The sequence below is a fragment of the Streptomyces sp. NPDC004732 genome (genome assembly GCF_040609235.1).
Lineage (GTDB): Bacteria > Actinomycetota > Actinomycetes > Streptomycetales > Streptomycetaceae > Streptomyces.
Genome location: NZ_JBEXJR010000015.1, coordinates 114287 through 139921, shown reverse-complemented (window position 1 = coordinate 139921; position 25635 = coordinate 114287). Strand labels below are relative to the sequence as shown.

Below are 25635 nucleotides of genomic sequence, written 5' to 3'. Positions count from 1 at the left end.
GTTCGTTGGTGGCTCCCGAAGCGGTGGTCAGTACCCCTCGGGAGCGGAGGGGACATCGGTCTCTTCGACTTCGTCGAACTCATCGTCCAGATCCAACGCATCCAGTGAGGGAGTGTCCTCGTAGTTCCACTCGGCAGCACGCTGAATGAAATCGCCCAACTGTTTGCGGACGAGTTCTTGGCGCATGGCCAGAAAGGTGCCGCGATCCTGTTCCGCCAGCGCGGCGAGATCTCGGTCGAGTTGGTGCGAGGCGAGGACAGCGTCCCAGGATTCATCGTCGATCTCTAGTGGCTGCATGGCGAGTGCTGCTGGGAGCTCGGACACGGGATCCACACCAGTGGGCAGGAACAGACGATTAGCGGGCGACAGCCTAGCCCGCGCGTCACCGAACCGGGGATAGATCATTGGCGCGGCGTTTGCTGCGGTCCTGTCCTGCTCCAGCAGAGCATTGAGACTCTGCGCGTCCAGGACCTCTCCCGTCGTCAGTGAGCGGGGACTCAGAGACCACCAGGCGCTCAGGATGATTTTCGTTGTTGCTTCATTGGTGCGGAAGCGTTCAGCGCTGGGCAGTACCGGGTCCGCGTCAGAGATGGTGTCCAGCATGGCGTGGAGTGAGCCCTCCTCGTCCTCCGGCCGGATCTTCCCGCCGAGTGTGCGGCTGAACTGTGTGAAACTCCCCCTGAAGACCATGGGGCCGACGAGTGAGAGTCGCCAGTACAACCGCCGCAGCAATCGGAGATTGTTAGGGCGCGGATGAGGAAAGTGCGAAAAGAAGCGAGTAAGAGTCACGAGCAGGGCCCTATAGGGCAGCAGGGAGATGTGAGGCACCCCGGCCTCCCGGATCAGGAAGTCGACCGCCCGAACCAGCGCTTCCTCGCCCTGGGAGAACGCCGTGGGCTCGTCCTCATCGGGGAACTCTGATTGTGTACGGCGCCCCGTCAGCGAGAACTCCACGCGGATGTCTCGCATCGGGTCGGGGCCGCGCCGTGCCAATACCGACGCCAGGACAGTGCCGATATCGATGCTGCCGAAGCCGGTCCGAGCCGCGACGTTGTCCGAGATCTTGGCCAGCGTCAGACGCTCGTCAGCGCCCTTCTCCTCGCCTGAATACAGCGCGGAGAAGATCTCGCCTCGGTTTAGCTTGCGGCCGAAGTTGTTCATGCGGTCGAAGATGTCGGTTAGAACAGCTCTGTCGTCCTGCCGCACAAGGTAAGCGGGGACCTTGTACTGCCGCAGGGCAGTGGCAACCCGCTCGGCTTCGTCGAAGTACTCAGAAGCTGTCAGACCGTCTGTCCGGAACCAGGTGAGCAGCTTCTTTAGATCGAACAGGATGGGCAGTGCGATGTGGTGCGGTTCCGACGACTGCGGGCTTTCCACGAACTCTTTCGCGGCCAAGTCGTAGTACACGTTGAAGGGCTTGTACTGATGACCCTCAGGGCTCAGGGCGTTTGCCAGGCTCGTGAGACGCTGCTGACCATCCACGACCCACAAAGACTCATCGTGCGCGGGCGCCGTCAGCTGTAGCCGCCCCAACATGAAATCCTCCGACTGCTGCCTGCGCACCCACAACAGCAGGTTGCCGATGGGGTAGCCCTTGACGATGCTGTCGAACAGGCGTAGGACGTCCTGGCTCTGCCAACGAAAGTCGCGTTGAAAGTGAGGTACGCGGATCCGTCCGCTCCAGGCGAGCGGGATCAAATCTCCGAGTTCGTAAGTGGTGGCGGTAGGTTGTGCCTCAAGCCCTCCGGGGCTGGTCGTCATGGATGTCTCCAAGGGCATGTGGGGTGATCCAGATCGGCTGCGACCTGCGGCAAGGCGATTGTTTCACGCTCTGTCTCGGTCGATCTGCCGGATTTACAAGCCCACGGAACCCTGACAGCCGTGGCTTCTCAAATCCGTGCTCGAGGATTCCGTCGAGCGGAGGGCCGGACGAGGGGCGTGAGCACTGTGTGAGCGGACAGGCTGACATCCGCTGGAGCGGTCGTCAGACGGGGCCCGATAGGCCGCTGACACGCAGCAACGAGGATTCGATGGCAGCGCCTAACATGACCCGGGACGACCTTGTCAGCCCTCGTAATGCGTAGGTCTCGGGTTCGAATCCCGAAGGCGGCTCAACTGGAACCCCAGGTCAGATTCACTCTGACCTGGGGTTTTCTGTGTTCGGTCAGGCGATCGGCTCCGGGATGGGAGCGGGGCGCGTGAAGGACTCGTGGCAGTGGTGGATCAGTTGGCGCAGGGCCGGGTTGTCCGTGGTGGACCAGGCCAGGGACAGGACGGGCTCCGTGTGGATGTCCGCGATCCTGCGGGTGGTCAGGCGGGGGCGGTGCTGGGCCACCAGGGACTCGGAGAGGATGGCGACGCCCAGGCCGCGGATGGCCAGGTCGGCGATTGCGCTGGGGGCGCCTGCCTGGAACGCGATCTCCATGTGGACGCCCGCCGCGGCGCAGGCGTCGTCGAAGACTCTGCGTACCCCGGCGCCCGTCGGGAGGCTCACCACCGAGTGGCGGGCCAGGTCTTCGAGGGTCACCTCGGGCTTTTCGCAGAGCGGGTGGCCGACGGGCATCGCGGCTACCAGGGGCTCGCGGATGATCTCGTATGCCTCCAGGCCCGGTGGGGTGGAACCGGAGGTGCTGACCAGCGCTATGTCGGCGGTGCCCGCGCGCAGTCGTTCCAGGAGGCGGTCGGAGGTGTCTTCGAGGAGGGTGATCTCCACGCCGGGGTGCCGGTGGTGGAAGGCGGACAGTGCGTCGAAGAGCGGTGTGACCGTGCATGCCGTCACCATGCCGACCACGAGCCTGCCCCGGATCAGGCCGTTCACCTCGTCGACCGCCTGACGCACGGCGTCCACGGCGGCGAGGGCCGAGCGCGCGTGTCGCAGTGCGGCCACTCCGGCGGGGGTGAGTCGGGTGCTGCGGCCGGAGCGGTCGAACAGGGAAGTCCCGAGGTCGTGCTCCAACTGCCGGATCTGGGCGCTCACTCCGGACTGGCTGATGTGCACGCGCTCCGCGGCGCGAGTGAAGTTCTCCTCTTCGGCCACCGCGACGAAGTATTCGAGCTGCCTGAGTTCCATGGCTCGTGATTCTAGTAATCGGTGATGGTATTCGTTCGGCTTCTGGTCAAATTCCGCTTGAGGGGAGATGGAGGTTTGGCGGAGGGGGGTTGGGGTGTGAGTGGGGAGGTTGGCTGTCAAGCTAATTGGGGAATTTGGCTTGAAAGTGTGTGAGTGTGGCGGGCGTGGTCGCTGTCACAGTGGCCCCACGGGGTACCTGGGCGGTAATTTAAGTAAACAACTATTCCAGGTTCCGGCGTTGTCACGAGTTCCGTTTCTGCCCTGCGCGGCGCCCATTCTGCGCATTCCATGAAGCATGTTCTGAGCAAGCCGGTGGGAATTATTGATTCCGCTTCGCGGGGGCGACGGTTGCGTGTCGATGCAGACAGGCGAACTCTGAACAGGGGGCGACGGGTTCATGTATGCGAGCGAGTCGACGGAAGCATGGGAAGTCGAGGAAGTCGAGGAAGCCGAGGAAGCTGCTGGAGCCGTGGCAGCGGTGGCAGCGGAAAAGAAGCCTTGGGAAATACGGCCGCATTCACTGCCGGTCGAACGGATACCCGTCGACCTCTTGTGGTCGGCCGACTCACCGCGGCTGGTCGGTGAGAACGTCGACCACGTCCGGGTCCTGGCCGAGGCCGGATCCGACCTGCCGCCGATCCTCGTCCACCGGCCGACGATGCGCGTCATCGACGGTATGCACCGCCTGCGGGCGACCGTGCTGCGCGGTGAGCGGGAGATCGCCGTCCGGTTTCTCGACGGATACGAGCCGGACGTGTTCATCGTGGCCGTCCAGGCCAACACCACCCACGGGCTGCCCCTGACACGGGCCGACCGCAACGCCGCGGCCACCCGCATCATCCACTCCCACCCGCAGTGGTCGGACCGCATGATCGCCTCGTTCGCCGGTCTCTCGCCCAAGACGGTCGGGAGCATCCGGCGCAGGCTCGGCGACGATCTGCCCGCCGCGCCGGTGCGCATCGGGCGCGACGGCCGGACGCGGCCGGTCGACAGCAGCAGTGCACGTGCCGCCACCGGCGAGTTCATCCGGACCCACCCCGACGCGACGCTGCGGCAGATCGCCGGGGCCGCCGGAGTCTCCCGTTCCACCGCCCGTGACGTGCGCAGGAAGTTGGCGGAGGGGGATCAGGGGCTCGGGGTGGTGGCGCGGCCGCGGCTCGTTCCCTCGCCGCACCACCAGGACGCGCCCGACCTCACCGACCTCACAGCCGTCCCCGCCCTGGGAGCGGTGGGGGAGGGGGGAGGCGTGGGAACAGTGGAGTCTGTGGGGTCCGTGGGGTCCAGGGGGTCTGTGGGGGCCATGTCGGTGGGAGATGCGGCTGGGAGTGCGGTGGGTGCCGTGGCTCTGACGGCCCGGGTCGCCTCCGATTCCGCCGTTACATCGCCCGTCTCTGCGCGGCTCACCCCTGCGGACGCGGACCTGAGCGCCGCCGCCGACCTCATTCCGATCCTGAAGCGGGACCCCTCCATCCGCTTCACCGACTCCGGCCGTCTGCTGCTGCGGCTCCTCGACGCGGCCACGCTGCCCCCCGACGAGTGGAACCGGCTCATCGAGAGCGTTCCGGCCCACTGCGTCGACATGGTGGCGAACGTGGCGCGCGCCTGCGGAGAGGTCTGGCTCAACGTCGCACAGGAAGTGGACAGTCGTGCCGGACAGCGGTGACGCCGGGGGAAACCGGCGGTAGCCGGTCGTACCGGGGGCGACTTCAGTCTCGTACGACCGTCTTCGTGCGCATCAGGAAATCGGAGAGGTAGCCGTCGTGCGGCAGCCCGGGCCGCATCCAGTGGGTCGGGTGGTCGCCGACGTACAGGTTGGCGATGGACGGTTCCGCCAGGAGCCCGTCGAGCAGCGGTTCCTGGTGCGTCAGCGCGGTGAGCACCAGGCTGTCGCGCAGCGGAGCGATTCCGTCCGCCGGGCGCCAGGGCGCCACCCAGACGCAGGGGAAGGGGAGTTCGGCGCCCAGCTGAGGGGCGTCGGCGCGGTCGAGCTGGTGGACGGCCGGGCGCAGGACCGCGCTGCCGTCACCCAGCTCGTCCGCCACCGTGTCCGCGCCCAGCCAGGCCCGGGCCCCCGCGGCACGGCGCCCCACGTACTCCGCGAGCGCCCGGGCACCGGCGGCCGGTTGTACGGGCAGCACCGCCTTCGGGTGGTCCGGCGGGAGGCTGGGCAGCGCCGAGAACCGTTCGGCGAGCGCCTCGCACAGCGGCGTCGGGTCGCCCTCCACCAGGACGGCCGTCGTGTTCACGCAGCCCGTACCGCCGCGCCCGGCGACGGAGTCCACGATGGTGTCCAGGTGGTCGCGCCAGTCCACGTCGGCCGTCAGCAGGACCTTGGAGCGACCGGGGCCCTGGAGCAGGACGGTCGGGTCCGCGCCGTACTTGCGGACCACGTCCTCGCCGCCGTACACCAGGCCCAGATCGGCGCCCCGCAGCACGGCATCCGCGCCTGCGTGGTCCGTGGGCAGCAGCGTGATCTCGTCGTTCCCGAAGCCCGCGATGCGTAGCGCGGAGACGAGCCGGTGCGGCGTGAACGGCTCGCGGCGGGAGGGCCGGACCGCGACGCGGAAGCCCAGCGCGAGCGCCTCGGGCCACAGGCTGTGGGTGCCGGGGTGGTTGCCCGCCGCGTGCACGGCGAAGGTGTCGCCGCGCCGAGTGTGGACGGCGCGGCCGCTCCTGACCAGCGGGTCCCGCCAGTCGGTGACCGCGCCCGCGGGCCGTGCCTGGGCGATGCCGGTCGCGATGTCCCGGAGCCGTTCCGCGATCCGCTCGACGGCCGAGGTGACCTCCGTGAGCGGGACGCCGCCGACGCGGCTGACCAGGAGGCGGTACTCCGCCACGCTCAGCCCGGCGACGGTGCCGGTGGCGAACAGGTCGGCCGCGGCGGCGATCCTGCGTACCCGCTCAGCGGCCGGTGCGGGGGCCGCGCGGCGGAGCGCGGAGTGGGTGCGGCTGACGAACGGCGGGGGTACGAGGCTCAGTTCGGCTGCGGGGCGGCCGGTCACGTCCGTGACCACCTGGCGGTTCCTGGCGCGGAACCCGCCGCGCGGGCCGAGCGCGTCGAGCTGTACCAGCTCCTGCACCAGGTTGCCCGTAGTGCCGTCCTGGGCGCCCGTATTGCCGTCCTGGGCGGGCGTCATCGGGGTGGGGGGCGTCGGGGTGGGTGCCATTAGTACACGCCCTCCACCACGTCCTCGTTCTCGAACCTGCTGACCGGCGCGATGTCGGCCACGGAGTCGCCGGGGCCGCCGTCGAGCGGCTCGACCCGCGTGGCGAGGTCACGTTCGAGGTTGTTGGGGAGCAAGAACGACTTGCTGACGTGGCTGGCCACGACCCGGCCGCGCGCCCCGTACGGGACCGGCCTGAGCGTCTCGGGGTCGACGACCGAGAAGGTGACGTACGGGCTCAGCGTGTCGAAGACACAGGGGTCGTCGTCGCCGAGGCCGGGGCGTTCCCCGGCGAAGCCGAGGATCATCGTGCTGCCGTAGTTCCCGGAGAAGACGGTGTCGGGGAAGATCTCCGTCCGGTACACCTGGCGGGAGTCGGGGTCGAGCTGTGTGCCGCCCCAACGGATCGCCCTGACCTTCTCGTTGATGAGCTCCACGAGTTCGTCGCGGCGCGCGATCCGGTCCAGGATCGGCGGGGTGACGGTGAGGATGCCGATGTGCTGCGAGCGCAGTACGTCCGCCGCCTGGTCGACGACGTGCTCGGCGTAGTCGTCGGCCTCGCCGCCGCGGCCCCCGGATATCAGGCGCTTCACCCAGCGCGGGTCGAGGTCGATGGTGAATCCGTGCTTGCCGTGCGTGGTTGCCGAACCCCGGAAGAACTCACCGACGATGTGCGGGCCACTGGGAACGATTCCCAGCCAGTTTGCGCCCCGCGGGAAGCCGTGGGCGTCCAGTTGCTCGCCGGTCCAGTGGAGCAGCCGTCGGCGCCAGTCGCCGTGCAGGACGACTCGTTTGGGGGCGCCGGTGGTGCCGCCGCTCTCGAACACGCCGCGTACGTCCGGGTTTTCGCCGTAGCCGCGCGGGATCAGGTCCTCGGCGCGGACCGTGCGGAGTTCGGCGGCGACATTGGGGAAACGTACGAGGTCGGCCACCGAGGAGATGTCGGTCCGCGGGTCGAAGTCCAGGGACTTCGCGCGCTCAAGCCAGTAGGGGGAGCCGGTGTCGGGACCGAAGTGCCATTCCATCGCGGCCCTGATGTATTCGTCCGGGTCGGGCCGGACGCCGGGCGGGAGGTCGAGGATGTCCCAGGTATGCGACGTCATGTGGTTGTCGTTGTCCTTCCCGGCTTTTCGCCCGACATTTTCTCTTGTGAAAGAACCGTGGCATTGGAACCGGGGCCGTTCGGGGGTGTCAACACCGCCACGGGTGTCCCGGTGATGGCTGTTCCGGTGATAGCTGTTCCGGTGGACGCTGTCCCGGCGAAAGCCGGGCCCAGGGCCTGCAGCGACGCCAGGTCGTGCAGTCCCTCGACCGTGCCCTCCGCCTCGAAAGTGGCGCGTATGTCCGGGGGCCGCCCGATCAGCGCGAGGGCGGCGTTCGGGGGCAGCTCGTCCAGCGGTGGCCGCTCGTCCGTCTCCCAGAGCATCACCGCGCCCCACCGGTTCTGCTCCCGGTCCGCGAAGTAGATCTTCAGTCGCAGGCCGGGCACCTGGGTCCAGTGGTCGAGCGTGTGGTCGCGCAGATGTGCACGCATGGACTCGATGGTCTGCGGCGTGCCGTCCAGGTGCCACCAGGCGACGTCTACCCTCATGGCAGTGCTCGCAAGACGTGACTGATCGTGTGCGGTGCGTAACTGAACATGGGTGCCTCCGTCTTCGGTGTGAGAGGGCGGGAGGGGAGAGGGAGGGGGGAGAGAGGGAGGGAGGAGAGAGGGAGGGGAGGAAGCCAGTGAGCGTACGGGGCGTTCGGCCCGGACGCCGAGGTGGCGACTGAGGAATTCCTCAGTCCCCCCGGAGGTCGTCGGTAGCAGTCCCCCCGGCGGTCGTCGGCAGCCCCCTGGCAGGCGTCCTGGTTCTCCGAACCAGATCTATTGCTTCTGGTTGCCAGAAGTAAGGGGAGTTGGACTTGCCAGATCCCCGCAGCCAAGCTTGACGGTGCTGGAAATCAGCTCTGAACGAGAGGCTCCCCTGTGTCCGAATATGAGAAGGCCTACAAGCCGGAAGACATCACGCGGCTGTTCGTCGAGCGCGCCAACAAGGGCGATGCGACCGGCGTGGCGGAGCTCTACGCGGAGGACGCGGTGGTCGCCTTCCCGCCCGGCCAGATCACCCAGGGGCGCGAGGCCATCCGCAAGCTGTGGGAAATGGCGATGACGCGCAACCCCAAGTTTGAGCCGGAGGAGCCCCTTCCGACTCTGATCAACGGTGACATCGCGCTCACGTCCACCCCGCCGAAGGACGGCACGGGTGCGCGCGCCCAGGTCGTGCGCCGTCAGCCCGACGGTTCGTGGCTGCGCATCCTCGACCAGCCCGAGTTCATCCAGCCCAAGTAACCGACTCCGGGGGAGATCAGCCATGGCCAAGCGATGGTGGACGTTGGTGGTCGTCTGTGCGTCGACCTTCATGCTCCTGCTGGACGCCACCATCGTCACGGTCGTCCTGCCGCAGATCCAGACCGGACTCGACAGCAGCTTCGCCGACGCGCAATGGGTGGTCGACGCCTACTCGCTGACCCTCGCCGCGATGCTGCTGGTCGGCGGTTCGCTGGCCGACCGCTACGGCTACCGCAAGCTGTTCATGGTGGGCCTCGCCGTCTTCACCGTCAGCTCGCTGCTCTGCGGTGTCGCCTCCTCCCCCCTCATGCTGATCCTCTCGCGTGCCGCACAGGGCATCGGCGGATCGGTCATGTACGCCACGTCGCTGGCGCTGCTCGCCCGGACCTTCACCGGGAAGGAGCGGGGCGTCGCCTTCGGCGTCTGGGGCGCGGTGACGGGCCTCGCCTCCGGACTCGGGCCCGTCTTCGGCGGGTTGATCGCGGCCAACATCAGCTGGCGCGGCATCTTCCTCATCAACGTTCCCCTCGGCATCGTCGCCATCGCGGTGACGCTGTGGAAGGTCGACGAGTCCCCGGCGCGGGGCAGGCTCAAGCTGGACTGGCCGGGCTTCGTCCTGTTCACCAGCGGTCTGGTCGCGCTGATCTACGGTCTGATCCGGGCCGGTGAGACGGAGTGGGGCAACACCGACGTCGTGATGTGGCTGGGTGCGGCCGTCGCTCTCCTGGTCACCTTCCTGATCGTGGAACTCCGGTCCGCGGAGCCCCTGTTCGACCTGTCGCTGTTCCGCACCCCGACGTTCGTGGGCGGCTCGATCGCCGCGTTCACCATGAACGGCTCGCTGTTCGCGATGCTCCTCTACCTGGTCCTCTACCTGCAGAACGGCCTCGGCTACTCCGTACTCGAATCCAGCGTGCGCCTGCTGGTGATCAGCGTGTGCGCCCTGGTGGCGTCGACCGTCGCGGGACGGCTGAGCAGCAAGCTGCCGGTGAAGTGGCTGATCGGCCCCGGTCTCCTTCTCGTCGGCATCGGCCTGCTCCTCATGTCGGGGAACGACGCGTCGAGCAGCTGGACCCACCTCATCCCCGGCTTCGTCGTGGCCGGTATCGGCAGCGGCGTCGTCAACCCGCCGCTCGCCTCCACCGCCGTCGGCGTGGTCACGCCGGACCGGTCGGGCACCGCGTCGGGCATCAACATCACCTTCCGGCAGGTCGGCATGGCCGCCAGCATCCCGATCCTCGGCTCCATCTTCACGGCGTCGCTCCACGACGACGTCCTGCGGAACCTGTCGGGCATCCCGGAGCTGGCGAGCAGCGCCCCGGGCGTCGCGGCCGCCGTCGAGCACGGCGATGTGTCGGGGCTCGGCGAGAAGGTGCCGGCGTCGATGCGGGACGAGGTCGCCGCCGCGCTGCACTCCGGTTACGCGGAGGCGCTCAACGACCTGCTGATCATCACCGGTGTACTGGCCCTGGCCGGAGCGGTGTTCGCCTTCTTCCTGATCCGCACCAAGGACTTCCTGGCCGCCAAGCCGCCGCCGCAGGACGCCGGTGGCGCCGGTGACGCCGGTGTCGAGGCGGGCGAGCCTGAGCCCGTGAAGTGACGATGCGTCAGGGTCCGGGCTCGGCGGCAGGGGCGTTACGTTCCTGAATGCGGTGGAGCGCATGCTGGATGACCGCCTGCGCCGCGGGATCGATCGTCCGGTCGTCGGGCCACGCCAGATACAGCCGCCCGTGCATGTCCGGGTCGCGGAACGGGATCAGTCGCAGATCGTCGCCCGCTGACCTGACCGCCCCCCGCGGCAGGATCGCCACGCCGAAACCGCGGGCGGCCATGTCCACCAGGACCTGCGGATCGCTGGCCGCGAAGGCGATGGGCGCGTCGATGCCCGCCGTGGCGAGGGAGCTGTCGAGCTGGCGCCGGGTGCCGCTGTCGCTCGGCAGCGAGATCAGCTGACGGGACGCCAACTCCTTGAGCAGCAGGGAATCCCGCTCCGCGTACTCGTCGTCCGCGCGCAGCACCGCGACGAGCGGGTCGGCGAGGATGACCTCCGTGCGCAGGAAGGACGGGGGCTCGACGGCCATGCCGAGGAAGGCCATGTCGAGTTCGCCGTCCTTCAGTGCGTCGACGAGGTCGTCGGTGCTGCCCTGGCGCAGTGCCACCTCCACGGTGGGATGCTCCGCCTGGAACTCCGCGAGCATGCCGGGCACGTCGAGCGACGCCACCACCGTCACCATGCCCACGTTCACCTGCCCCCGCAGTAGCCCCGCCACCTGGTCGACCGCGAGTCTGGCGTTGCGGATCGCGGCCAGCGCGGCCTTGGCGTAGGGCAGCAGGGCCTCACCGACGGCGGTGGGGCGGACCGTGCGTCCGGACCGGTCGAGCAGTTCGTACCCCAATTCCCGTTCGAGTCGGCGGATCTGCGCGCTCACGCCCGGTTGTGTCACATGGACCCTGGCCGCCGCTCTGGTGAAGTTGCCGTCCTCGACGACAGCGACGAAGTACTCGAGTTGGCGTATCTCCATAACTGACCGATCTAGGCTTCAGTACGAACAGATATTGGACGCCCGGTAAACGCCGGGACAATACTGACGGGGTCGCTCGATCAGTGTCCGCTCGACCGAGTGGAACGCCGGAAAGAGCGACCATTCAACGGCGCATTCAACGGCCAGGCAGTCGCCTTTTTTTCACGGGGATACTCGAGATTTTCCGAGTAATGCATGCTGAATTTGCGTGCCAAAATTTTCTGAGGAATTTTACAGCAGCGAAGTCGTGCTGTGAAGAGTTCGTCCGCGCCGAGCGGGCCACCGTACGTCCACTGAGGGGAGCCATCCATGGGAACCACGGGAGTTGGAGGCGCCGATTCCGGCGGCGCGGTCATCTGGGTGACCGGGCTTGCCGAGGCCGGCAAGACGACGGTCGCCCGCGAACTGGTCCGCCAGCTGCTCCAGCGCGGCCGACAGCCGATTCTGCTCGACGGCAACGAGGTGCGGACCGCACTGGGCATGATGACCTCCGGTTTCGACCGTGAAAGCCGGATAAAGACATCGATGACCTATGCACGACTCTCCCAACTGCTCGCGGAACAGGGACATCTCGTGGTCGTCGCGACCATCTCGCTCTTCCACGAGGTGCAGCGGCACAACCGGGAGAACCAGCCCGACTACTTCGAGGTGCTGCTCGACGTGCCCGTCGCGGAACTCAAGCGACGGGACAGCAAGGGCATCTACAGCGAGAACGACGACAAGGACGTGGTCGGAATCGGGCAGTCCGCCGAGTTCCCGACCGATCCCGATCTCGTGGTCACCAACTACGGGGATGTCGATCCGAAGGCCGCGGCCACCATGATTCGACTCGCGCACGAGCAGCGTTTGCCGTCCGCCGTGGCGTGAGGCACGAATTCCAAGGGCTCATAGAGCCTCACCTGGCTCACTTGGCTCACCTGGCTTTCACGGTTACTGATTCAGCGTTTCAGCGAACATATAAGGAGCTGTGCCCCGCATGACGACGACTTCGACCAAGCTCAAGCACGGAGACTTCACCGACCTGGCGAAGGACTACTCGAAGTACCGCGAGGGTTACGCGACCTCGGTGCGGGACGCGCTGATCGGCCTGGTGGGCCGCCCGGCCGCCGAGCTCGACGCCGTCGACGTCGGCGCGGGCACGGGCCTGTGGACCCGCATCGTGGCGGACGGCGGATTCCGCTCGGTCACCGCGGTCGAGCCGAACGACAACATGCGCGCCGAGGGCATCTCGGACTCCGAGGGCTACTCGATCACCTGGCGCAAGGGCCAGGGCGAGAAGACCGGACTCGATGACGGGTCGGCCGACCTCATCAGCATGGCGTCGTCCTTCCACTGGGTCGACTTCGAGGTCGGCACCGCCGAGTTCTGCCGTGTCCTGCGTCCCGGCGGCTGGTTCGTCGCGCTCTACAACCCGCGGCTGATCGAGGTCAACCCGGTGCTCGTGGACATCGAGAACGAGCTCAAGCGCCTGATGGGCGAGCGCAAGCGGATCACCTCGGCCCACCCGCAGATGGTCAAGGAGCTGTCGGACAAGTTCAACGCCAGCCCGCGCTTCGACGACGTCGTCGTGCTGGAGGGCAGGCACTCCGTCGAGCAGAGCATCGACCACTACATCGGCCTGTGGCAGTCGGTGAACGACGTACGGGTGCAGCTCGGCGTCGACAAGTTCGAGCAGTTCCTCGACTACATCCGCGAGCGCCTCGCCGACGCGAAGAAGCTTGAGGTCACCTACCTGACCAGGGCGGTCGCGGCGCGCGCCAAGAAGTGACCCGCCACCGCTCCGACTCCGCACCGACGCCTTCGGCCGAGGGGCCGCGGGGGAGAGACAGGACTTCTGACATGACCGAGGACTCCGCCCGGGAACTGCGTCCGGACGAACTGGCCCGGCGCAGTGCGCGACTGCTGGGCGAGCACGACATCGTCGTGGCCGGTGACCCGGGCTCCGGGCAGGCGCTCGTGGCCAACATCGTGTTCGAGCTCGGCTTCGACTACCTCGACCCGTACGTCGAGCCGCCCCAAGAGGCCGACGGTGTGGCGCAGTCGGTGGAGGACCGTCTCGACTACTACCGGCAGCGTCTTGCGGCCACGTCCGAGAAGAGCCAGGCGGCTCTGGACCGGGCGGCGAGCGGGGCCGTCGCAAAGAGGTTCATCAAGACGCACTTCTACCCGGAGGTGTTCGCGGAGTCCTCGGTGAACACGGCGATCCTGGTGGTGCGGGACCCGCGCGACACCATCTACTCGTCGTACAAGTGGTTCTCCTCCTTCGGCGGCTCCTGGATACCGGACGCCGCGGACATGATCGGGAAGCTCACCTACCCCGACTTCCTCGACCGCGTCAGGCTCGGGGACGGGGAGCCCTCGATCCCCGGCTGGGCCCGCTTCTACCGGAGCTGGCTCGAATCGGCGCCGGACTTCTCGAAGTTCGCCGTCGTACGGTTCGAGGACCTGAAGTCCCACCCCGTGGGCGCCATCACCGCCATGCTCGCGGCCCTGGGGCTCGCGGTGCCGCCCGAGGTGGTCGAGCAGGCGGCCGAGCGCAGCTCCTTCAAGGCGATGCGGGCCCGTGAGGACGCGGCGTCCGCGGGTGAGGGCGACACCACCAAGAACGCGCGCATCATGCGGCGCGGTCAGGTGGGGGAGTGGCGCGAGTGGATCGGGGAGGGCGACCTGCGGGAACGCTTCGCCCACCCGGGTCTGGTCGACATGGCGGCGCGCTTCGGGTACGACGCGACGCCGACGCAGTAGGCGCGTTCAGCAGTACGTTCAGCAGGCACGTTCAGCGCGGAGGGCCGGGCCACGAGTCATTTCGTGGCCCGGCCCTCCGCGGCTTTCCGGAATGGCGAGCTCCGGGGTTATGACGCTCCTGGACCGGGGAGCGATCGATCATGGCCGAGACAGTCGAAACAGCAGAAGAGGTGGCCGCGCGGCACGGGCTGCGCCCGCTGCCGGTGGAGGGCGGACTCTTCCGGCGGACCTGGGTGGGGCCGCCGGACGCGGACGGGCGCCCCGCGGGTTCGGCGATCGTCGTCCTCCTGACCACCGCCCCCGGCGACTTCTCCGCCCTGCACCGGCTGCCCACCGACGAGGTCTGGCACTTCTACGAGGGCGACGCCCTGGAACTGCTGCTCCTCGCCCCCGACGGCACCGACCGCATCGCCGTACTGGGCCCCGGCGGCGACGTGCAGCTCGTCGTCCCCGCGGGCACGTGGATGGGCGCGCGCGTGCCCGCCGACGGCGGGCGGCACGGCTGGGCGCTCTTCGGGACGACGATGGCGCCCGGTTTCGTCCCCGAGGATTACGAGGGCGGGGACGCGGGGGAGTTGAGCGCACGGTATCCGGGGCGGGCCGGACTCATTCGGGAGTTGTGCCGGGTGGGGGAGCCGTTGCGGATGGAGGCGGGGGATGAGGATGGGGGATGAGGATGGGGGACGAGGACGGGGGGACGAGAGGGAGTTGGGTGAGGCAGAGAGTGGTGAATGACGTGGGCTCCATGCGGGACGAGGCGCTGCCCGGCCTTGCGGGGCGGGTCGCTCTGGTGACCGGCGCCAGCGGGGGCATCGGGGCCGGGATCGCCTGGCGGTTCGCGCAGGCGGGGGCCGCGGTCGTCGTCCATTACCGGCGGGGCGGCGAGCGGGCCGAGGAGCTGGTTGGACGGATCGTGGCGGCGGGCGGTGACGCCGTGGCCGTGACCGCGGACCTGACGCGGGAGGAGGAGTGCCACCGCCTCGTCGAGGAGGCGCACTCCTGGCGGGGGCGGCTCGACGCGCTGGTCAACAACGCCGGGATCCAGCCCCTTCAGGCGCTCGACGGGATGTCGGCGGCGGACTGGCGGGAGCTGTCCGAGGCGAACGTGACGAGTGCGTTCTGCTGCACGCAGGCGGCCGCCGGGATCATGGCGGGCCAGGACGGCGGCGGCACGGTCACACAGATCGCGTCCATCGAGGGCTCGCACCCCGCCCCCGGCCACGCGCACTACAGCGCGTCCAAGGCGGCCCTGATCATGTTCGCCCGCTCCGCCGCCCTGGAGTACGGCCCGCGCGGCATCCGCGTCAACAGCGTCTCGCCCGGCCTCATCGACCGTCCTGGGCTCGCCGAGGACTGGCCCGACGGCGTGGAGCGGTGGGGCAGGGCGGCACCGCTCGGGCGGCTCGGGCGGCCCGAGGACATCGGCAGCGCGTGCGTGTTCCTCGCCTCGGACGCGGCGTCCTGGATCACGGGGACGGATCTGGTGGTGGACGGCGGGGTGGGGGCGCGGCCGACCTGGTAGGCCCCGGCCGGTGGGCGAGCTCAGCGGTCCAGGCGGGCCAGCCAGGTGCGGACCGCGGAGTTGAAGTCGTCGGGGCGCTCCAGGTTCGGCAGGTGCGCCGCCGACTCGACGATGTGCAGCGTCGAGTCGGGGAGCACGGCGTGCATGGCCTCGGCGTCGGAGACCGGCGTGAACGCGTCGTCGCGGCCCACGACGACGAGCGAGGGGACGTCGGCGCGGGCCAGCAGGTCGCGGTAGTCGGGGCGCTCGGCCCGGCCGCGCAGGGCGGCGGCCGCGCCTTCCGGCGGGGCGGACAGCATCAGGCGGTGGACGTACGCGGACACCTTCGCGTTGTACGGAGCCACCATCTTGTCCCGCACCTCGTCCGCGTACCCCTTCATGCCCTCGGCGAGGAGGCGGTCGGCGAGGGCGTTGCGGAACACCTTGCCGTCCGCGGTCTCGGCCGCGGGGGACGTGTCCGCGAGGAGCAGCCCCGTGATGCGCTCGGGGAAGAGGCGGTAGCACTCCATGACGAGTTGGCCGCCCATGGAGACCCCGCCGAGCGCGAATGCGCGCACGCCCAGGTGGTCCATGAGGGCGGCGATGTCCTCGGCGAAGGTGGCGAAGCCGGTGGTGCCGGGCACGACGGTGGACGCGCCGTAGCCGCGGAGGTCCGGGGTGATCACGCGGTGGGTCGCGGTGAACGCGGCGCGCTGCGGGGTCCACATCGAGCGGTCGAAGGGGTGACCGTGGAGGAGGACGAGGGTGCCTCGGGTGCGGTCGTCGCCCGGGTGGTCGCCGCCCAGGTGGTCATCGCCCGGGTGGTTGTCGCCCGGGTGGTTGTCGTCATAGCCGATGGTGATGCCGTTGACCTGTGCGGTTGCCATGCCGGGAGGCTAGGCGGGGGGCCGGGGGCGTGCAATGGATTACGTACGTCTTGAGGGGGATGGCGCGTACGACCTCTGTCTTCCGGTGGGGGCGGAGGTTCGTCCTCCGGCCGTACGAAATCGGGGGCGCGGGGCCGAAGACTGGTGGCATGCCCCCGCACATGACCGTGAACAAGAAGAAGGCCGGTGTCGTCGTCCTCACTGCGGCCGGATGTCTCGCCGCCCTGGGGACCGTCGCCGTCGCGGCGCCCGCGTTCAAGGACAGCGCGCTGATGCCGGACGCGGTGAGCGAGCACGTCTTCAAGGAGAAGACGAAGTCCTTCGCGACGGCGGCGGACGCCCCGGCGCCGGGGTCCGAGAAGGGCGATGGCGGCTTCGTACTGCCGTCGTGGATCCCGAAGGACGCCAAGAACGTCAAGGTGAAGGTGAAGACGACCGGGGAAGCCAAGCTGATCCGCTTCACGGTGGGCGGGACCGGACCGGGAGCCGGCAAGGGGTGTGGCGGTGCGGAGGAGCCCCGGGGCGAGGCTCGGGGCGAGGCCCGGGGCCTGGTCGGTGCGCCGCGGCTCGACGCGCCGTGGTGGCCCGACCGGACCCCGCGGGACGCCCGCGCGGAGTGCGGGGACCGCTACCAGTACCGGGTCGCGCTCCAGGGGAACACGGCCTACGCCTGGACGAACGGAGAGCTCTCGTCAGGAGGGCGATAGGGCCCGGCCCAGAGTGGCAGCCACTTATGAGGATCCTGTCAGGCCGCCGTCCCGATCCCATTTGCCTTACCGGAACCGGACGGGCGGTGCCTATCCTCAACGCCATGTGCGCTTTTGTCCTGGTCGCGGAGGACGACGAGAAACAGGCCGAGCTGGTCCGCCGTTATCTGGAACGCGAGGGCCACGAGGTCGCCGTCGTCCATGACGGGTCCGCCGCGCTCGCCGGGGTGCGGCGGCGGCTGCCGGACCTGCTGATCCTCGACGTGATGATGCCGGGCACCGACGGCCTCGCGGTCACCCGTTTCCTCCGGGACGGGAACGGGCCCGCCGAACTGGCCCGCCTCCCGGTCCTGATGCTGACCGCCCGCTCGACCGAGGACGACCTCCTCATGGGGCTCGACACGGGCGCCGACGACTACCTCACCAAGCCGTACAGCCCGCGCGAGCTGATGGCCCGGGTACGGACGCTGCTCCGCCGCGCGGGCGGCATCCACCCGCCGCTGCCCGGCACCGACCGGCGGATCCTGCGCGTGGGCGGCCTCGTCGTCGACCCGCTGCGGCACGAGGTGACGGTCGACGGACGGCACGTCGAGTGCACGCCGGGCGAGTTCGAGCTGCTCACCGTTCTCGCGGAGGAGCCGGACCGCGTCTTCACCCGGCCACAGCTGCTCGACCGGATCCACGGATCGTCGGGCTACATATCCGCGCGCACGGTCGACGTGCACGTCCTCAACCTCCGCAAGAAGATCGAATCCGACCCGCGCCGCCCCGACCGCCTTCTGACGGTCTTCGGGGTCGGTTACAAGCTGACGGGTGCGGGTGCGGGTGCGGGTGCGGACGCGGACGCGGATGCGAATGCCGGTGTGGACGCGGAGGCGGGTCCGGGCGGCGGGCGCGTGGGTGCCGGTGGGGCGGGGGCGCGGCGTGGCGCGTGACGTTCCGCTCCGGAAGAGCCTGCTGGCCCGTCTCCTCGCCGTGTCCGTGCTGGTCTCCATCGGCTCCATCGCCGCCACCGCATGGCTCGCCGCGCAGACCACGTCCGGCGCGCTCCGGCAGGAGCAGGGGCAGGTCCTCGCCGACGACACCCGCATCTACGACAGGCTCCTCGGCGTCGGCGCGGGCGCTCCGCAGTGGCGGGACGCCGACGAGGCCGTCCGTGAACTGTCCCGGCAGACCGGCCGCCGTATCGCCCTCACCACGCAGGATCGCAAGATCATCGCGGACTCGGCGGCCCCTCCGAAGCGGGGCGGCTCGCAGGCGGGTGGCCAAGGGCAGGGGGAGGGGGAGGGGGCCAAGGGTGGCCAGGGCGGCAAGGGCGGCCAGGGCGGCAAGGGCAGCTCCGCCAAGGGCAGCTCCGCCAAGGGAACCGCCCCCGCAGATCCGGATGCCTCCAAGTCCTCCTCGGCCAAGGACGAGAACGAGACCGACAACAACGAGACCGACAACAACGAGACCGGCAACAACGAGACCGACAACAACGGCACCAAGCCCGCCCCCCTGCCCCCGACCGCCTCCGCCGTCCTCGACCCGCTCGCCGTCGACAGCGCGCTGGCCCCGGGCCGTGCGGACGAGGCGCCGTCGGACCAGGACGCCACGGCCGACCGCATCGACCCCCGCGCGGTCGGCCCCTACCGCCTCACCAAGGCGGAACGTACGCGGCTGAAGGACGCCACCGACCGACGCGCGGCCTGTCTGACGGACCTTGGCATGAACCCCCAGGTCGTCGTCGGCCCCAGCGGACGCCCCACCATCAGGGTCGACAACGACCCGGGCGAGTTCCTGCAGACCCAGTGCCGTACGCCGCCCCTCGAAATGCCCACCGAGACCGAGCAGAAGGCCCTCAAGAAGCTCAACTCCCTCACCGGCGCCTGCCTGAAGCGGCAGGGACTCGACCCCGTCCCGGTCGGCCTCGACCTGGAGGGGCGGACCGGTCCGAAGCCCGTCGCCGCCTCCATCGGGGCGATTCCCGCCGTGGGTCCCGACGGGCCCGGCGGCGAGCCCACGTCGATCCGTCCGTACGCAGGGGCCGTCGGGCCGGAGGCCACCACCGCCGTCACCGCGTCCTGCGTCGACACCGCGCGCCGCGAACAGCTCGGCCCCTACGTCTCGTCGCCCGCGCTGCTCTTCATCACCAGCTCCGACGGCTCCCGGAGCACGCCCGGCTTCAGCCTCTCCCGGGCCAACACCATCCGCCTGGCCGGGCTCGCAGCCGCCGTCCTCGCCGTCACCGTCGCCGTCACCGCGCTCGCCGCGACCCGGCTGACCCGGCCGCTGCGCGCGCTCACCACCGCGACGCGGCGCATGAAGGCCGGTGAGTCGAGTGAGCCGGTCCCCGAGCGCGCCACCCGCTCGGCGGGCGAGATCAGCCAACTGGCCGCCGCCTTCAACGACATGGCGGCCCATCGGAAGGCCCTCGAGGAACAGCGCAAGGCCATGGTGAGCGACGTGGCGCACGAACTGCGCACCCCGCTGTCCAACATCCGCGGCTGGCTGGAGGCCGCGGAGGACGGTGTCGTCGACACCGACCCCGAACTGGTCACCTCGCTCCTCGAAGAGGCCCTGCTGCTCCAGCACATCGTCGACGACCTCCAGGACCTGGCGGCCGCCGACGCCGGTACGCTCCGGCTGCACCGCGAGCCGGTGCGCGCCGCCGAGATCGCCGACCAGGTCGCCGCGGCGCACCAGGCGCGCGCGGACGGCGCGGGGGTGCGGCTCAGGGCCACCGCGTTCGGCGACCCGTGGGTGACGGCCGACCCGCTGCGGCTGCGCCAGGCGATCGGCAACCTCGTCTCCAACGCCGTCCGCCACACCCCCGAGGGCGGCAGCGTCCGCATCAGCTGCCGCACCACGTCCGATGCGGTGCTGATCGAGGTCGCCGACACGGGCACCGGCATCGCGTCCGCCGATCTGCCGCACGTCTTCGACCGCTTCTGGCGGGCGGACAAGTCGCGGACCCGCGCGACGGGCGGCAGCGGGCTCGGCCTGTCGATCGTGCGGAAACTGGTGGAGGCGCACGACGGGACGGTGTCGGCGCAGAGCATCCCGGGGAAGGGCTCGCTGTTCACGGTGCGCTTGCCGGTGGGGGCGAGGGTCGACCCTGGGCAGTCCACGGGGGAAGGGCTCGTGCGGGAAGGGCTCGTGCGGGAAGGCCATGTGCGAGAAGAGCTCGTGCGAGAAGGGCTCGTGCGGGAAGGGCCCGTGCGGGAAGGGCCCGTGTAGGCAGCGCGAAAGCCCCGGTCGTTCACCTCCGACGACCGGGGCTCTCTCGGCTACGGACCCGGCCGCGGCGGCGACACTCCCCCGAGCTACGCGCTGTGCGCGAGTACCGGCGGGCCAGGTCCGATGCGGCGATCAGATCAGGCCACGCCAACAGATCGCTAACATGTGGCCAACGGTCCTCCGGCACCCACTGCGGGACACGGCAGTACGGCACGGGGAGACGGCGTTGAGTGAGCGATGCGGACTGCGGTTCGGTCTGCTCGGGGCGCCTGCCGTGTACGACGCCGAGGGCGTGCCGCACCCCGTGCGCAGCGCGAAGGGGCGCGCCCTGCTGGCCGCGCTGCTGCTCGAACCGGACAGGGTCGTCTCCCTCGGCGCGCTCAAGGAAGCCCTCTGGGGCGACTTTCCACCCGCGTCCGCGCAGGCGTCCCTCCAGAACCACGTGACCCGGCTGCGCCGCCTCCTCGACGACCCGCAGCGGCTGCACGCGGTCCCGCCGGGGTACCGGCTCCGGGTCGGCGAGGGCGAGCTGGACGTCCGGGTCTTCGAGCGCCTGGTCAGGCAGGCGCGGGCCGCGCACGCGGAGCGGGACTGGGCGCGGGCGGCGGCCTGCGCCACGGATGCGCTCGCGCTGTGGCGCGGCACGCCGTTGAGCGGCCTCCCCGACTCGCTGGACGGCCATCCCCTCGTACCCCGCCTGGAAGAGGCACGCCTCCTCGCCCAGCAGTGGCGTTACGACGCCGAACTGGAACTCGGCACCGGCCTCGCCGCGCTCGCGCCCGAACTGGCCTCCCTCGTCGCGGAGTACCCCCTCCACGAGGTCTTCCACCGCCAGCTGATGCTGGTGCTCCACCGCACGGGCCGCCAGGCGGAGGCCCTCGCCGTCCACCGCGAACTGCGCCGCAGGCTGGTCGAGGAGCTCGGCGTGGAGCCGGGGGCGGGGGTGCGGGACGCGCATCGGGAGGTGTTGCGGGGGTCGGCGGGGTCGGCGGGGGCGTCGGAGCCGTCGGAGCCGTCGGGGACTTTGGGGGCGTCCGAAGGTGCAGGAGAGTCCGAAGGTTCGGGGCAGTCGGAGGCCGCGGGGGAGTGCGCGCCTTCCCGCTCCGAAGGGCAGGGTGAGCCCGACGGTGGGGGCAAGGCCGGGTCGGTCGACCCTGCTCGGCCTGCCCAACTTCCGCCCAGCCCTGCGCACTTCACCGGACGTCACGACACCGTGCGGTCCCTTCGGCTCGCCCTGGCCGGTGGCCCCCGGGGTGGCTCCCGGGCAGACCCCCGGGTGAGCCCCCGCGTCGCCGTCGTCTCCGGCATGGCCGGTGTCGGCAAGAGCGCGCTCGCCGTGCACGTCGCGCACGCGCTGCGGGAGGAGTTCCCGGACGGGCAGCTCTACGTCAACCTGCGCGGCGCCACGCCCGGCACGACCCCGCTCACCCCGGGGCAGGCCCTCGCCGCGCTCCTCCGCGACCTCGGCGCCGAGCCCCGGTGCGCCCCGGACGGCGCCGAAGACCCCGCCGCGGAAAGCGCGTTGCTCCGCTCGCTGCTCGCGCCGACCCGCACGCTCATGGTCCTCGACGACGCCGCGACGGCCGCGCAGGTGCGGCCCCTGCTGCCCGCGGGGCCCGGCTGCGCGGTCATCGTCACCAGCCGCTCGCCGCTGACCGCCCTCGACGGCGCGGACCGCTTCCCGCTGGACCCCCTCTCCGACGGGGACAGTGCCGCACTCCTGCGTGCCGTCTCCGGCCGCGCCGGGCTCGACGCCGGACATCCCCTCGTCGAACTCGCGGGCCGCCTCCCCCTCGCCCTGCGCATCGTCGCCGCCCGTCTCGCCGCCCGCCGCGCCCTCACCCCCGACGCCCTCGCCGAACTCCTCACCGTCAGCGGCGGCCGCCTGCACCACCTGGAGTACGACGACCTGAGCGTGCGCCGCTCCCTCGCCGTCGCCCTCGACGCCCTGCGCACCTCTGACCGCGAGGCCGACCGCGATGCGGCCCTCGCCCTCGCCCGGATCGGCGCGGTCGACCTGCCCACGTACGGAGTGCCACTCCTGGCCCGCCTGCTGGGCACCGGCGAACTGCGCGCGGGCGCGGCCCTGGACCGCCTCGTCGACGTCGCCCTCCTCGACGAGACGTCCTACGGCCGCTACACCCCGCACGATCTCGTACGCGACTTCGCGAGGGAGACGGCAGCGGGCGACGTGGGCGCAGGCGCAGGCGCAGGCGTGGACCTGGACCTGGACCTCGTAGAGGAGGCCTTCCGCTGGTACGCCGAGTCCGCCCGGCGCACCCTCCTGGCCATCCTGCCGACCGGCCTGGACCGCACGGACCGCCTGCGCGGCGTGGAATCCCGACTCGCACGCCCCGGCCGGGACGACGCCGACGCGGGCCCGCCCCTCTCCGCCGAGGCCGCCTTCGCCTGGGGAGACACCGAACTCGCGAACATCCTCGCCCTCGCCGAACGGCACCACGACCCCGCAGGCCTGCTCCCCGTCCTCGTCCGCTGCCTCTTCCCCTACCTCCAGCGCCGCGGCCGCCTCACCGAACTCGCCGCGCTCGGCACGCTCGCCCTGAACGCCGCCCGCCGCCAGGGCGACACCGCCGCCGAGGCCCAGGCCCTCACCGACGCCGCGGGCCTGCACTTCATGTCGGGGCGGAGCAGTGAGGCCCTCGCCCTGAACGACGAGGGCCTCACCCTCTGGCGCGCGCTCGGCCTCGTGTCCTGCGTACGCCGCGGCCTCAACAACCGCGGCCTCCTCCTCGAAGGCCTCGGCCGCCACGCCGAGTCCGCCGAGGCCCTCCACCAGAGCCTGGACCTCGCCAAGGAACTCGCCGACCCGCTCAGCGAGGCGATCACCCTCAGCCATCTCGGCAACCTGTACGAGCACACGGACGCCCGCGCCGCCATCACCCACCACGAACGCAGCCTCGCCATCGGCGACACCATCGGGCACGCCGTCGTACGGCAGTCCGCCCACTGCAACATCGGCTACGCCCACCTCACCCTCGGCGAACCGGCCGCCGCGCTCGACCACTTCGAGGAGAGCCTGCGCCTGCACGGCGAGTACGAGGACTGGCACGGCGCGTCCCAGGCCCGCCTCGGCCTCGTCCGCGCCCTGCGCGGCCTCTCCCGCGCCGCGGACGCGACACGCGAGTGCACCGTCCTCCTCGACCGCGCCGAACAACGCGGCGACACCCACATGACCGGCCTCGCCCGCCATCAGCGCGGGCTCCTTCTCCACGCGGCGGGGCGCGAGCAGGAGGCGTACGAACAGTGGCGGACGGCGCTTCGGGCGCTGGACGGCACGGACAGCAAGGTGGCCGACGAACTCAGGGCGCTACTGTCGGCTTAGCGCCATGCGGTGTCCCTGCGGTGTCACTTCGCGTCCGCGTAGCACTCCACGATCGCCGTGGTGAACGGGAAACGGACCGGTGTCTCCCCGAACGCGATCCGGCCCGCGAGATCACCCGCCTCGCGGACGGCGCGCGCCACCGTCTCCGCCTCCTCGGCGGGGCAGTGCACGATGACCTCGTCGTGCTGGAAGAACACGAGCTCGGCCCGGAACCCGCCCTCCGCGATCGTCCGACGCAGGGCGGCCAGCATCAGCAGCGCCCAGTCCGCCGCGCTGCCCTGCACGACGAAGTTGCGCGTGAAACGGCCTCTGGCGCGGGCGTTGGTCGAGGCGTACCCAGGCGTGAACTCCCCGTCGGAGGAGCCGGGTCCTCCCGCATCGCCGCCGCCCGGCGCCGTCCGTCCCTGGGCCGGGGCCTCCTGAGGGATGCCCGCCTCGTCGTCCTCCCCGGCGCCCGCCGCCGGTGGGCTCGTCCGGCCCAGCCAGGTCCGCACGAGCCTGCCCTCCTCGCCCGCCTTCGCCGCGTCGTCGACGTACGCGACGGCCAGCGGGAAGCGGCGGCGGAGTGCGGCGAGGTTCTTCAGGCCGTCGCCGGACGTCTGTCCGTACACCGCGCCCAGCAGCGCGATCTTCGCGTGCTCGCGGTCGCCGGAGAAGGCGCGGTCGGACAGGCGGGTGTACAGGTCCTCCTCGCTGCCCGCGACCTCCATCAGGCCCCGGTCGCGGGAGATCGCGGCGAGCACCCTCGGCTCCATCTGGTCGGCGTCGGCCACGACGAGCCGCCATCCCGGGTCGGCGACGACGGCCCTGCGGATCACCTTGGGGATCTGCAGCGCCCCGCCGCCGTTGGTCGTCCAGCGGCCGCTGACCGTGCCGCCCGGGGTGTACTCGGGGCGGAACCGGCCGTCGTGCACCCAGTCCTGGAGCCAGCTCCAGCCGTGGGCCGTCCAGATGCGGTACAGCTTCTTGTACTCGATGAGGGGCTTCACCGCGGGGTGGTCGAGCTCCTCCAGCTCCCAGCGGCGCGTCGACTTCACCCTGATACCGGCCTGCGCGAAGGCCTTGACGACGTCTGCGGCCAGGTCCGGGCGGACGCGGCGGCCGAACGCGGCGGACACCTCGTCGGCTAGCTCGGCGAGGCGGCGGGGCTCGCCCCGGCCCGCATACCGCTCGCCGAGCATTTCGTTCAGGAGCTCGCGGTGGACGTCGGCGCGCCAGGGCAGGCCCGCGGTGTTCATCTCGGCGGCCACCAGCATGCCCGCGGACTCCGATGCGGTGAGCAGGCGCATGCGGCCGGGGTGGGCGGTGGCGTCGTGTCTTCGCTGCTGCTCGGCGTGCACCTCGACGAGCTCTTCGAGCGTGACGGGGGTGCCGCTGGGGCGGGGCTCGAAGAGGGAGTCCTGGGTGCCGGGCTCGGCGGCGCGGGGTGGGGGATCGGGGGGTACGGGGGTGTGGCGGAGCCTGGCGAGGGCTGCGGCGGCGGAGCGGGGCTCGCCCAGGCGGCCCTCGTGGCCCAGGAGGAGGAGCTCGGCGGCCTCGATGTCGTAGCAGCGGTCTACTCGGGTGCCGGAGGCGAGGAGGCGCGGGTAGATCTCGGCGGTGGACCGCCAGACCCATCGGTCCACGTCCGGCCGCGTCCGGACGGCTTCGGCGAGGTCGGGCTCGTGGACGACGGGGCCCGCGGGCAGGCCGTCGTCCCCGAGAACGACGAGCTCAGCTCCTCCGCCCTCGGCAACACCAATGACCCACCGCCGACCCATACGGCGAGTCTCGCACCCGGCACTGACATTGCTGACGGTGCACGCTTCGGGCCTGCTTGTGGGTGCGGGGCCGTGGGGGTATGTACGTACTCGCTATCCCTGCGCCGCGCCTGTAGACCTTCTGCCCGTCAGGGTGTGCTCGGTGCTCCGTGCGCACATACCCCCACGTCCCCTCCCGTCTCGCTTGCGCCTGCGGCCCGGCGGGGGCGGACGGCCTCCCCGGCCCCGCTCACCTGGGCCGGCCGCAGTGGTTCCCCACCCGCCCGCGCCTGCAGGCCGACGGGGCCGGAGGACCTCGCCGAGCCCGCCCGCCTGGACGGCCACGGTGATCCCCCACCCGCCCCCGGCTGCGGCCCGGCAAGGACGGAGAGCCTCCCCGAGCCCA

Annotated in this window: 20 protein-coding genes; 12 read left to right on the top strand and 8 right to left on the bottom strand. The window is 70.6% G+C overall.

Features of this window, described 5'->3' with window-relative positions:
• Positions 1–27 precede the first annotated feature (27 nt).
• A complete protein-coding gene (locus tag ABZV77_RS35595; RefSeq protein WP_356266289.1) occupies positions 28–1761 on the bottom strand; it encodes a DUF262 domain-containing protein in 1734 nt (577 codons plus the stop codon).
• Between the two features lie 403 nt (positions 1762–2164).
• A complete protein-coding gene (locus ABZV77_RS35590; RefSeq protein WP_356266287.1) occupies positions 2165–3070 on the bottom strand; it encodes a LysR substrate-binding domain-containing protein in 906 nt (301 codons plus the stop codon).
• A gap of 478 nt (positions 3071–3548) precedes the next feature.
• Here ABZV77_RS35590 and ABZV77_RS35585 point away from each other — a divergent pair, with 478 nt between their 5' ends.
• Positions 3549–4733 (top strand): ParB/RepB/Spo0J family partition protein, encoded by a 1185-nt coding sequence (locus ABZV77_RS35585; RefSeq protein ID WP_356266285.1) that lies wholly within the window; start codon positions 3549–3551, stop codon positions 4731–4733.
• Between the two features lie 43 nt (positions 4734–4776).
• Here ABZV77_RS35585 and ABZV77_RS35580 read toward each other — a convergent pair whose 3' ends face one another.
• From ABZV77_RS35580 to ABZV77_RS35570, 3 genes are read right to left on the bottom strand one after another with little or no spacing between them, the layout of a single operon-like run.
• Positions 4777–6207 (bottom strand): aldehyde dehydrogenase family protein, encoded by a 1431-nt coding sequence (locus ABZV77_RS35580; protein ID WP_356266366.1) that lies wholly within the window; start codon positions 6205–6207, stop codon positions 4777–4779.
• A 29-nt stretch (positions 6208–6236) separates the two neighbouring features.
• Positions 6237–7337, bottom strand: a complete 1101-nt coding sequence (locus ABZV77_RS35575; RefSeq protein ID WP_356266283.1) for a phenazine antibiotic biosynthesis protein — start codon at positions 7335–7337, stop codon at positions 6237–6239.
• A complete protein-coding gene (locus tag ABZV77_RS35570; protein ID WP_356266281.1) occupies positions 7334–7825 on the bottom strand; it encodes a hypothetical protein in 492 nt (163 codons plus the stop codon). Before ABZV77_RS35570 ends, ABZV77_RS35575 begins: the two co-directional genes overlap by 4 nt.
• Positions 7826–8203: 378 nt before the next feature.
• On the opposite strand from ABZV77_RS35570, the gene ABZV77_RS35565 reads away from it, so the two are divergent.
• Both ABZV77_RS35565 and ABZV77_RS35560 read left to right on the top strand, forming a co-directional pair.
• Positions 8204–8566, top strand: a complete 363-nt coding sequence (locus ABZV77_RS35565; protein WP_055563924.1) for a nuclear transport factor 2 family protein — start codon at positions 8204–8206, stop codon at positions 8564–8566.
• A 22-nt stretch (positions 8567–8588) separates the two neighbouring features.
• The gene (locus ABZV77_RS35560) at positions 8589–10166 is read left to right on the top strand and encodes an MFS transporter (protein ID WP_356266279.1); all 1578 of its coding nucleotides are present in this window, start codon (positions 8589–8591) and stop codon (positions 10164–10166) included.
• A gap of 7 nt (positions 10167–10173) precedes the next feature.
• On the opposite strand, the gene ABZV77_RS35555 is transcribed toward ABZV77_RS35560, so the two are convergent.
• Positions 10174–11088 carry a LysR family transcriptional regulator gene (locus tag ABZV77_RS35555; protein WP_356266277.1) on the bottom strand — a complete coding sequence of 305 codons (915 nt, stop codon included), beginning with the start codon at positions 11086–11088 and terminating at the stop codon, positions 10174–10176.
• Positions 11089–11397: 309 nt separating this feature from the next.
• Between ABZV77_RS35555 and ABZV77_RS35550 the strand changes: the two genes are divergently transcribed.
• The 5 genes from ABZV77_RS35550 to ABZV77_RS35530 all read left to right on the top strand — a co-directional run bounded on the left by ABZV77_RS35550 (position 11398) and on the right by ABZV77_RS35530 (position 15355).
• Positions 11398–11955 carry an adenylyl-sulfate kinase gene (locus ABZV77_RS35550; protein ID WP_268772645.1) on the top strand — a complete coding sequence of 186 codons (558 nt, stop codon included), beginning with the start codon at positions 11398–11400 and terminating at the stop codon, positions 11953–11955.
• Positions 11956–12064: 109 nt separating this feature from the next.
• Entirely contained in the window at positions 12065–12856 is a 792-nt protein-coding gene (locus ABZV77_RS35545) for a class I SAM-dependent methyltransferase (RefSeq protein ID WP_356266275.1), read from the top strand.
• Between the two features lie 71 nt (positions 12857–12927).
• Positions 12928–13833 (top strand): sulfotransferase domain-containing protein, encoded by a 906-nt coding sequence (locus tag ABZV77_RS35540; protein ID WP_356266274.1) that lies wholly within the window; start codon positions 12928–12930, stop codon positions 13831–13833.
• Between the two features lie 140 nt (positions 13834–13973).
• A complete protein-coding gene (locus ABZV77_RS35535) occupies positions 13974–14507 on the top strand; it encodes a cupin domain-containing protein (protein WP_356266272.1) in 534 nt (177 codons plus the stop codon).
• 71 nt (positions 14508–14578) lie between these two features.
• On the top strand, positions 14579–15355 hold the full coding sequence (locus ABZV77_RS35530) for a glucose 1-dehydrogenase (protein ID WP_356266364.1): 777 nt from the start codon (positions 14579–14581) through the stop codon (positions 15353–15355).
• A 20-nt stretch (positions 15356–15375) separates the two neighbouring features.
• Here ABZV77_RS35530 and ABZV77_RS35525 read toward each other — a convergent pair whose 3' ends face one another.
• Positions 15376–16221, bottom strand: a complete 846-nt coding sequence (locus ABZV77_RS35525; RefSeq protein ID WP_356266270.1) for an alpha/beta fold hydrolase — start codon at positions 16219–16221, stop codon at positions 15376–15378.
• Between the two features lie 149 nt (positions 16222–16370).
• On the opposite strand from ABZV77_RS35525, the gene ABZV77_RS35520 reads away from it, so the two are divergent.
• The 4 genes from ABZV77_RS35520 (at position 16371) to ABZV77_RS35505 (ending at position 23490) form a co-directional block, all read left to right on the top strand.
• Positions 16371–16928 carry a hypothetical protein gene (locus ABZV77_RS35520; protein WP_356266268.1) on the top strand — a complete coding sequence of 186 codons (558 nt, stop codon included), beginning with the start codon at positions 16371–16373 and terminating at the stop codon, positions 16926–16928.
• Between the two features lie 104 nt (positions 16929–17032).
• Positions 17033–17863: a response regulator transcription factor gene (locus ABZV77_RS35515; RefSeq protein ID WP_356266266.1), complete on the top strand. Its 831-nt coding sequence runs from the start codon at positions 17033–17035 to the stop codon at positions 17861–17863.
• The gene (locus tag ABZV77_RS35510; protein WP_356266264.1) at positions 17784–20147 is read left to right on the top strand and encodes an ATP-binding protein; all 2364 of its coding nucleotides are present in this window, start codon (positions 17784–17786) and stop codon (positions 20145–20147) included. The genes ABZV77_RS35515 and ABZV77_RS35510 overlap by 80 nt, the downstream gene beginning before the upstream one ends.
• A gap of 226 nt (positions 20148–20373) precedes the next feature.
• Positions 20374–23490, top strand: a complete 3117-nt coding sequence (locus ABZV77_RS35505; RefSeq protein WP_356266262.1) for a BTAD domain-containing putative transcriptional regulator — start codon at positions 20374–20376, stop codon at positions 23488–23490.
• A 23-nt stretch (positions 23491–23513) separates the two neighbouring features.
• Here the strand turns inward: ABZV77_RS35505 and ABZV77_RS35500 are convergent, their stop codons facing one another.
• A complete protein-coding gene (locus tag ABZV77_RS35500) occupies positions 23514–25250 on the bottom strand; it encodes a bifunctional 3'-5' exonuclease/DNA polymerase (RefSeq protein WP_356266261.1) in 1737 nt (578 codons plus the stop codon).
• Between the last annotated feature and the right edge of the window lie 385 nt (positions 25251–25635).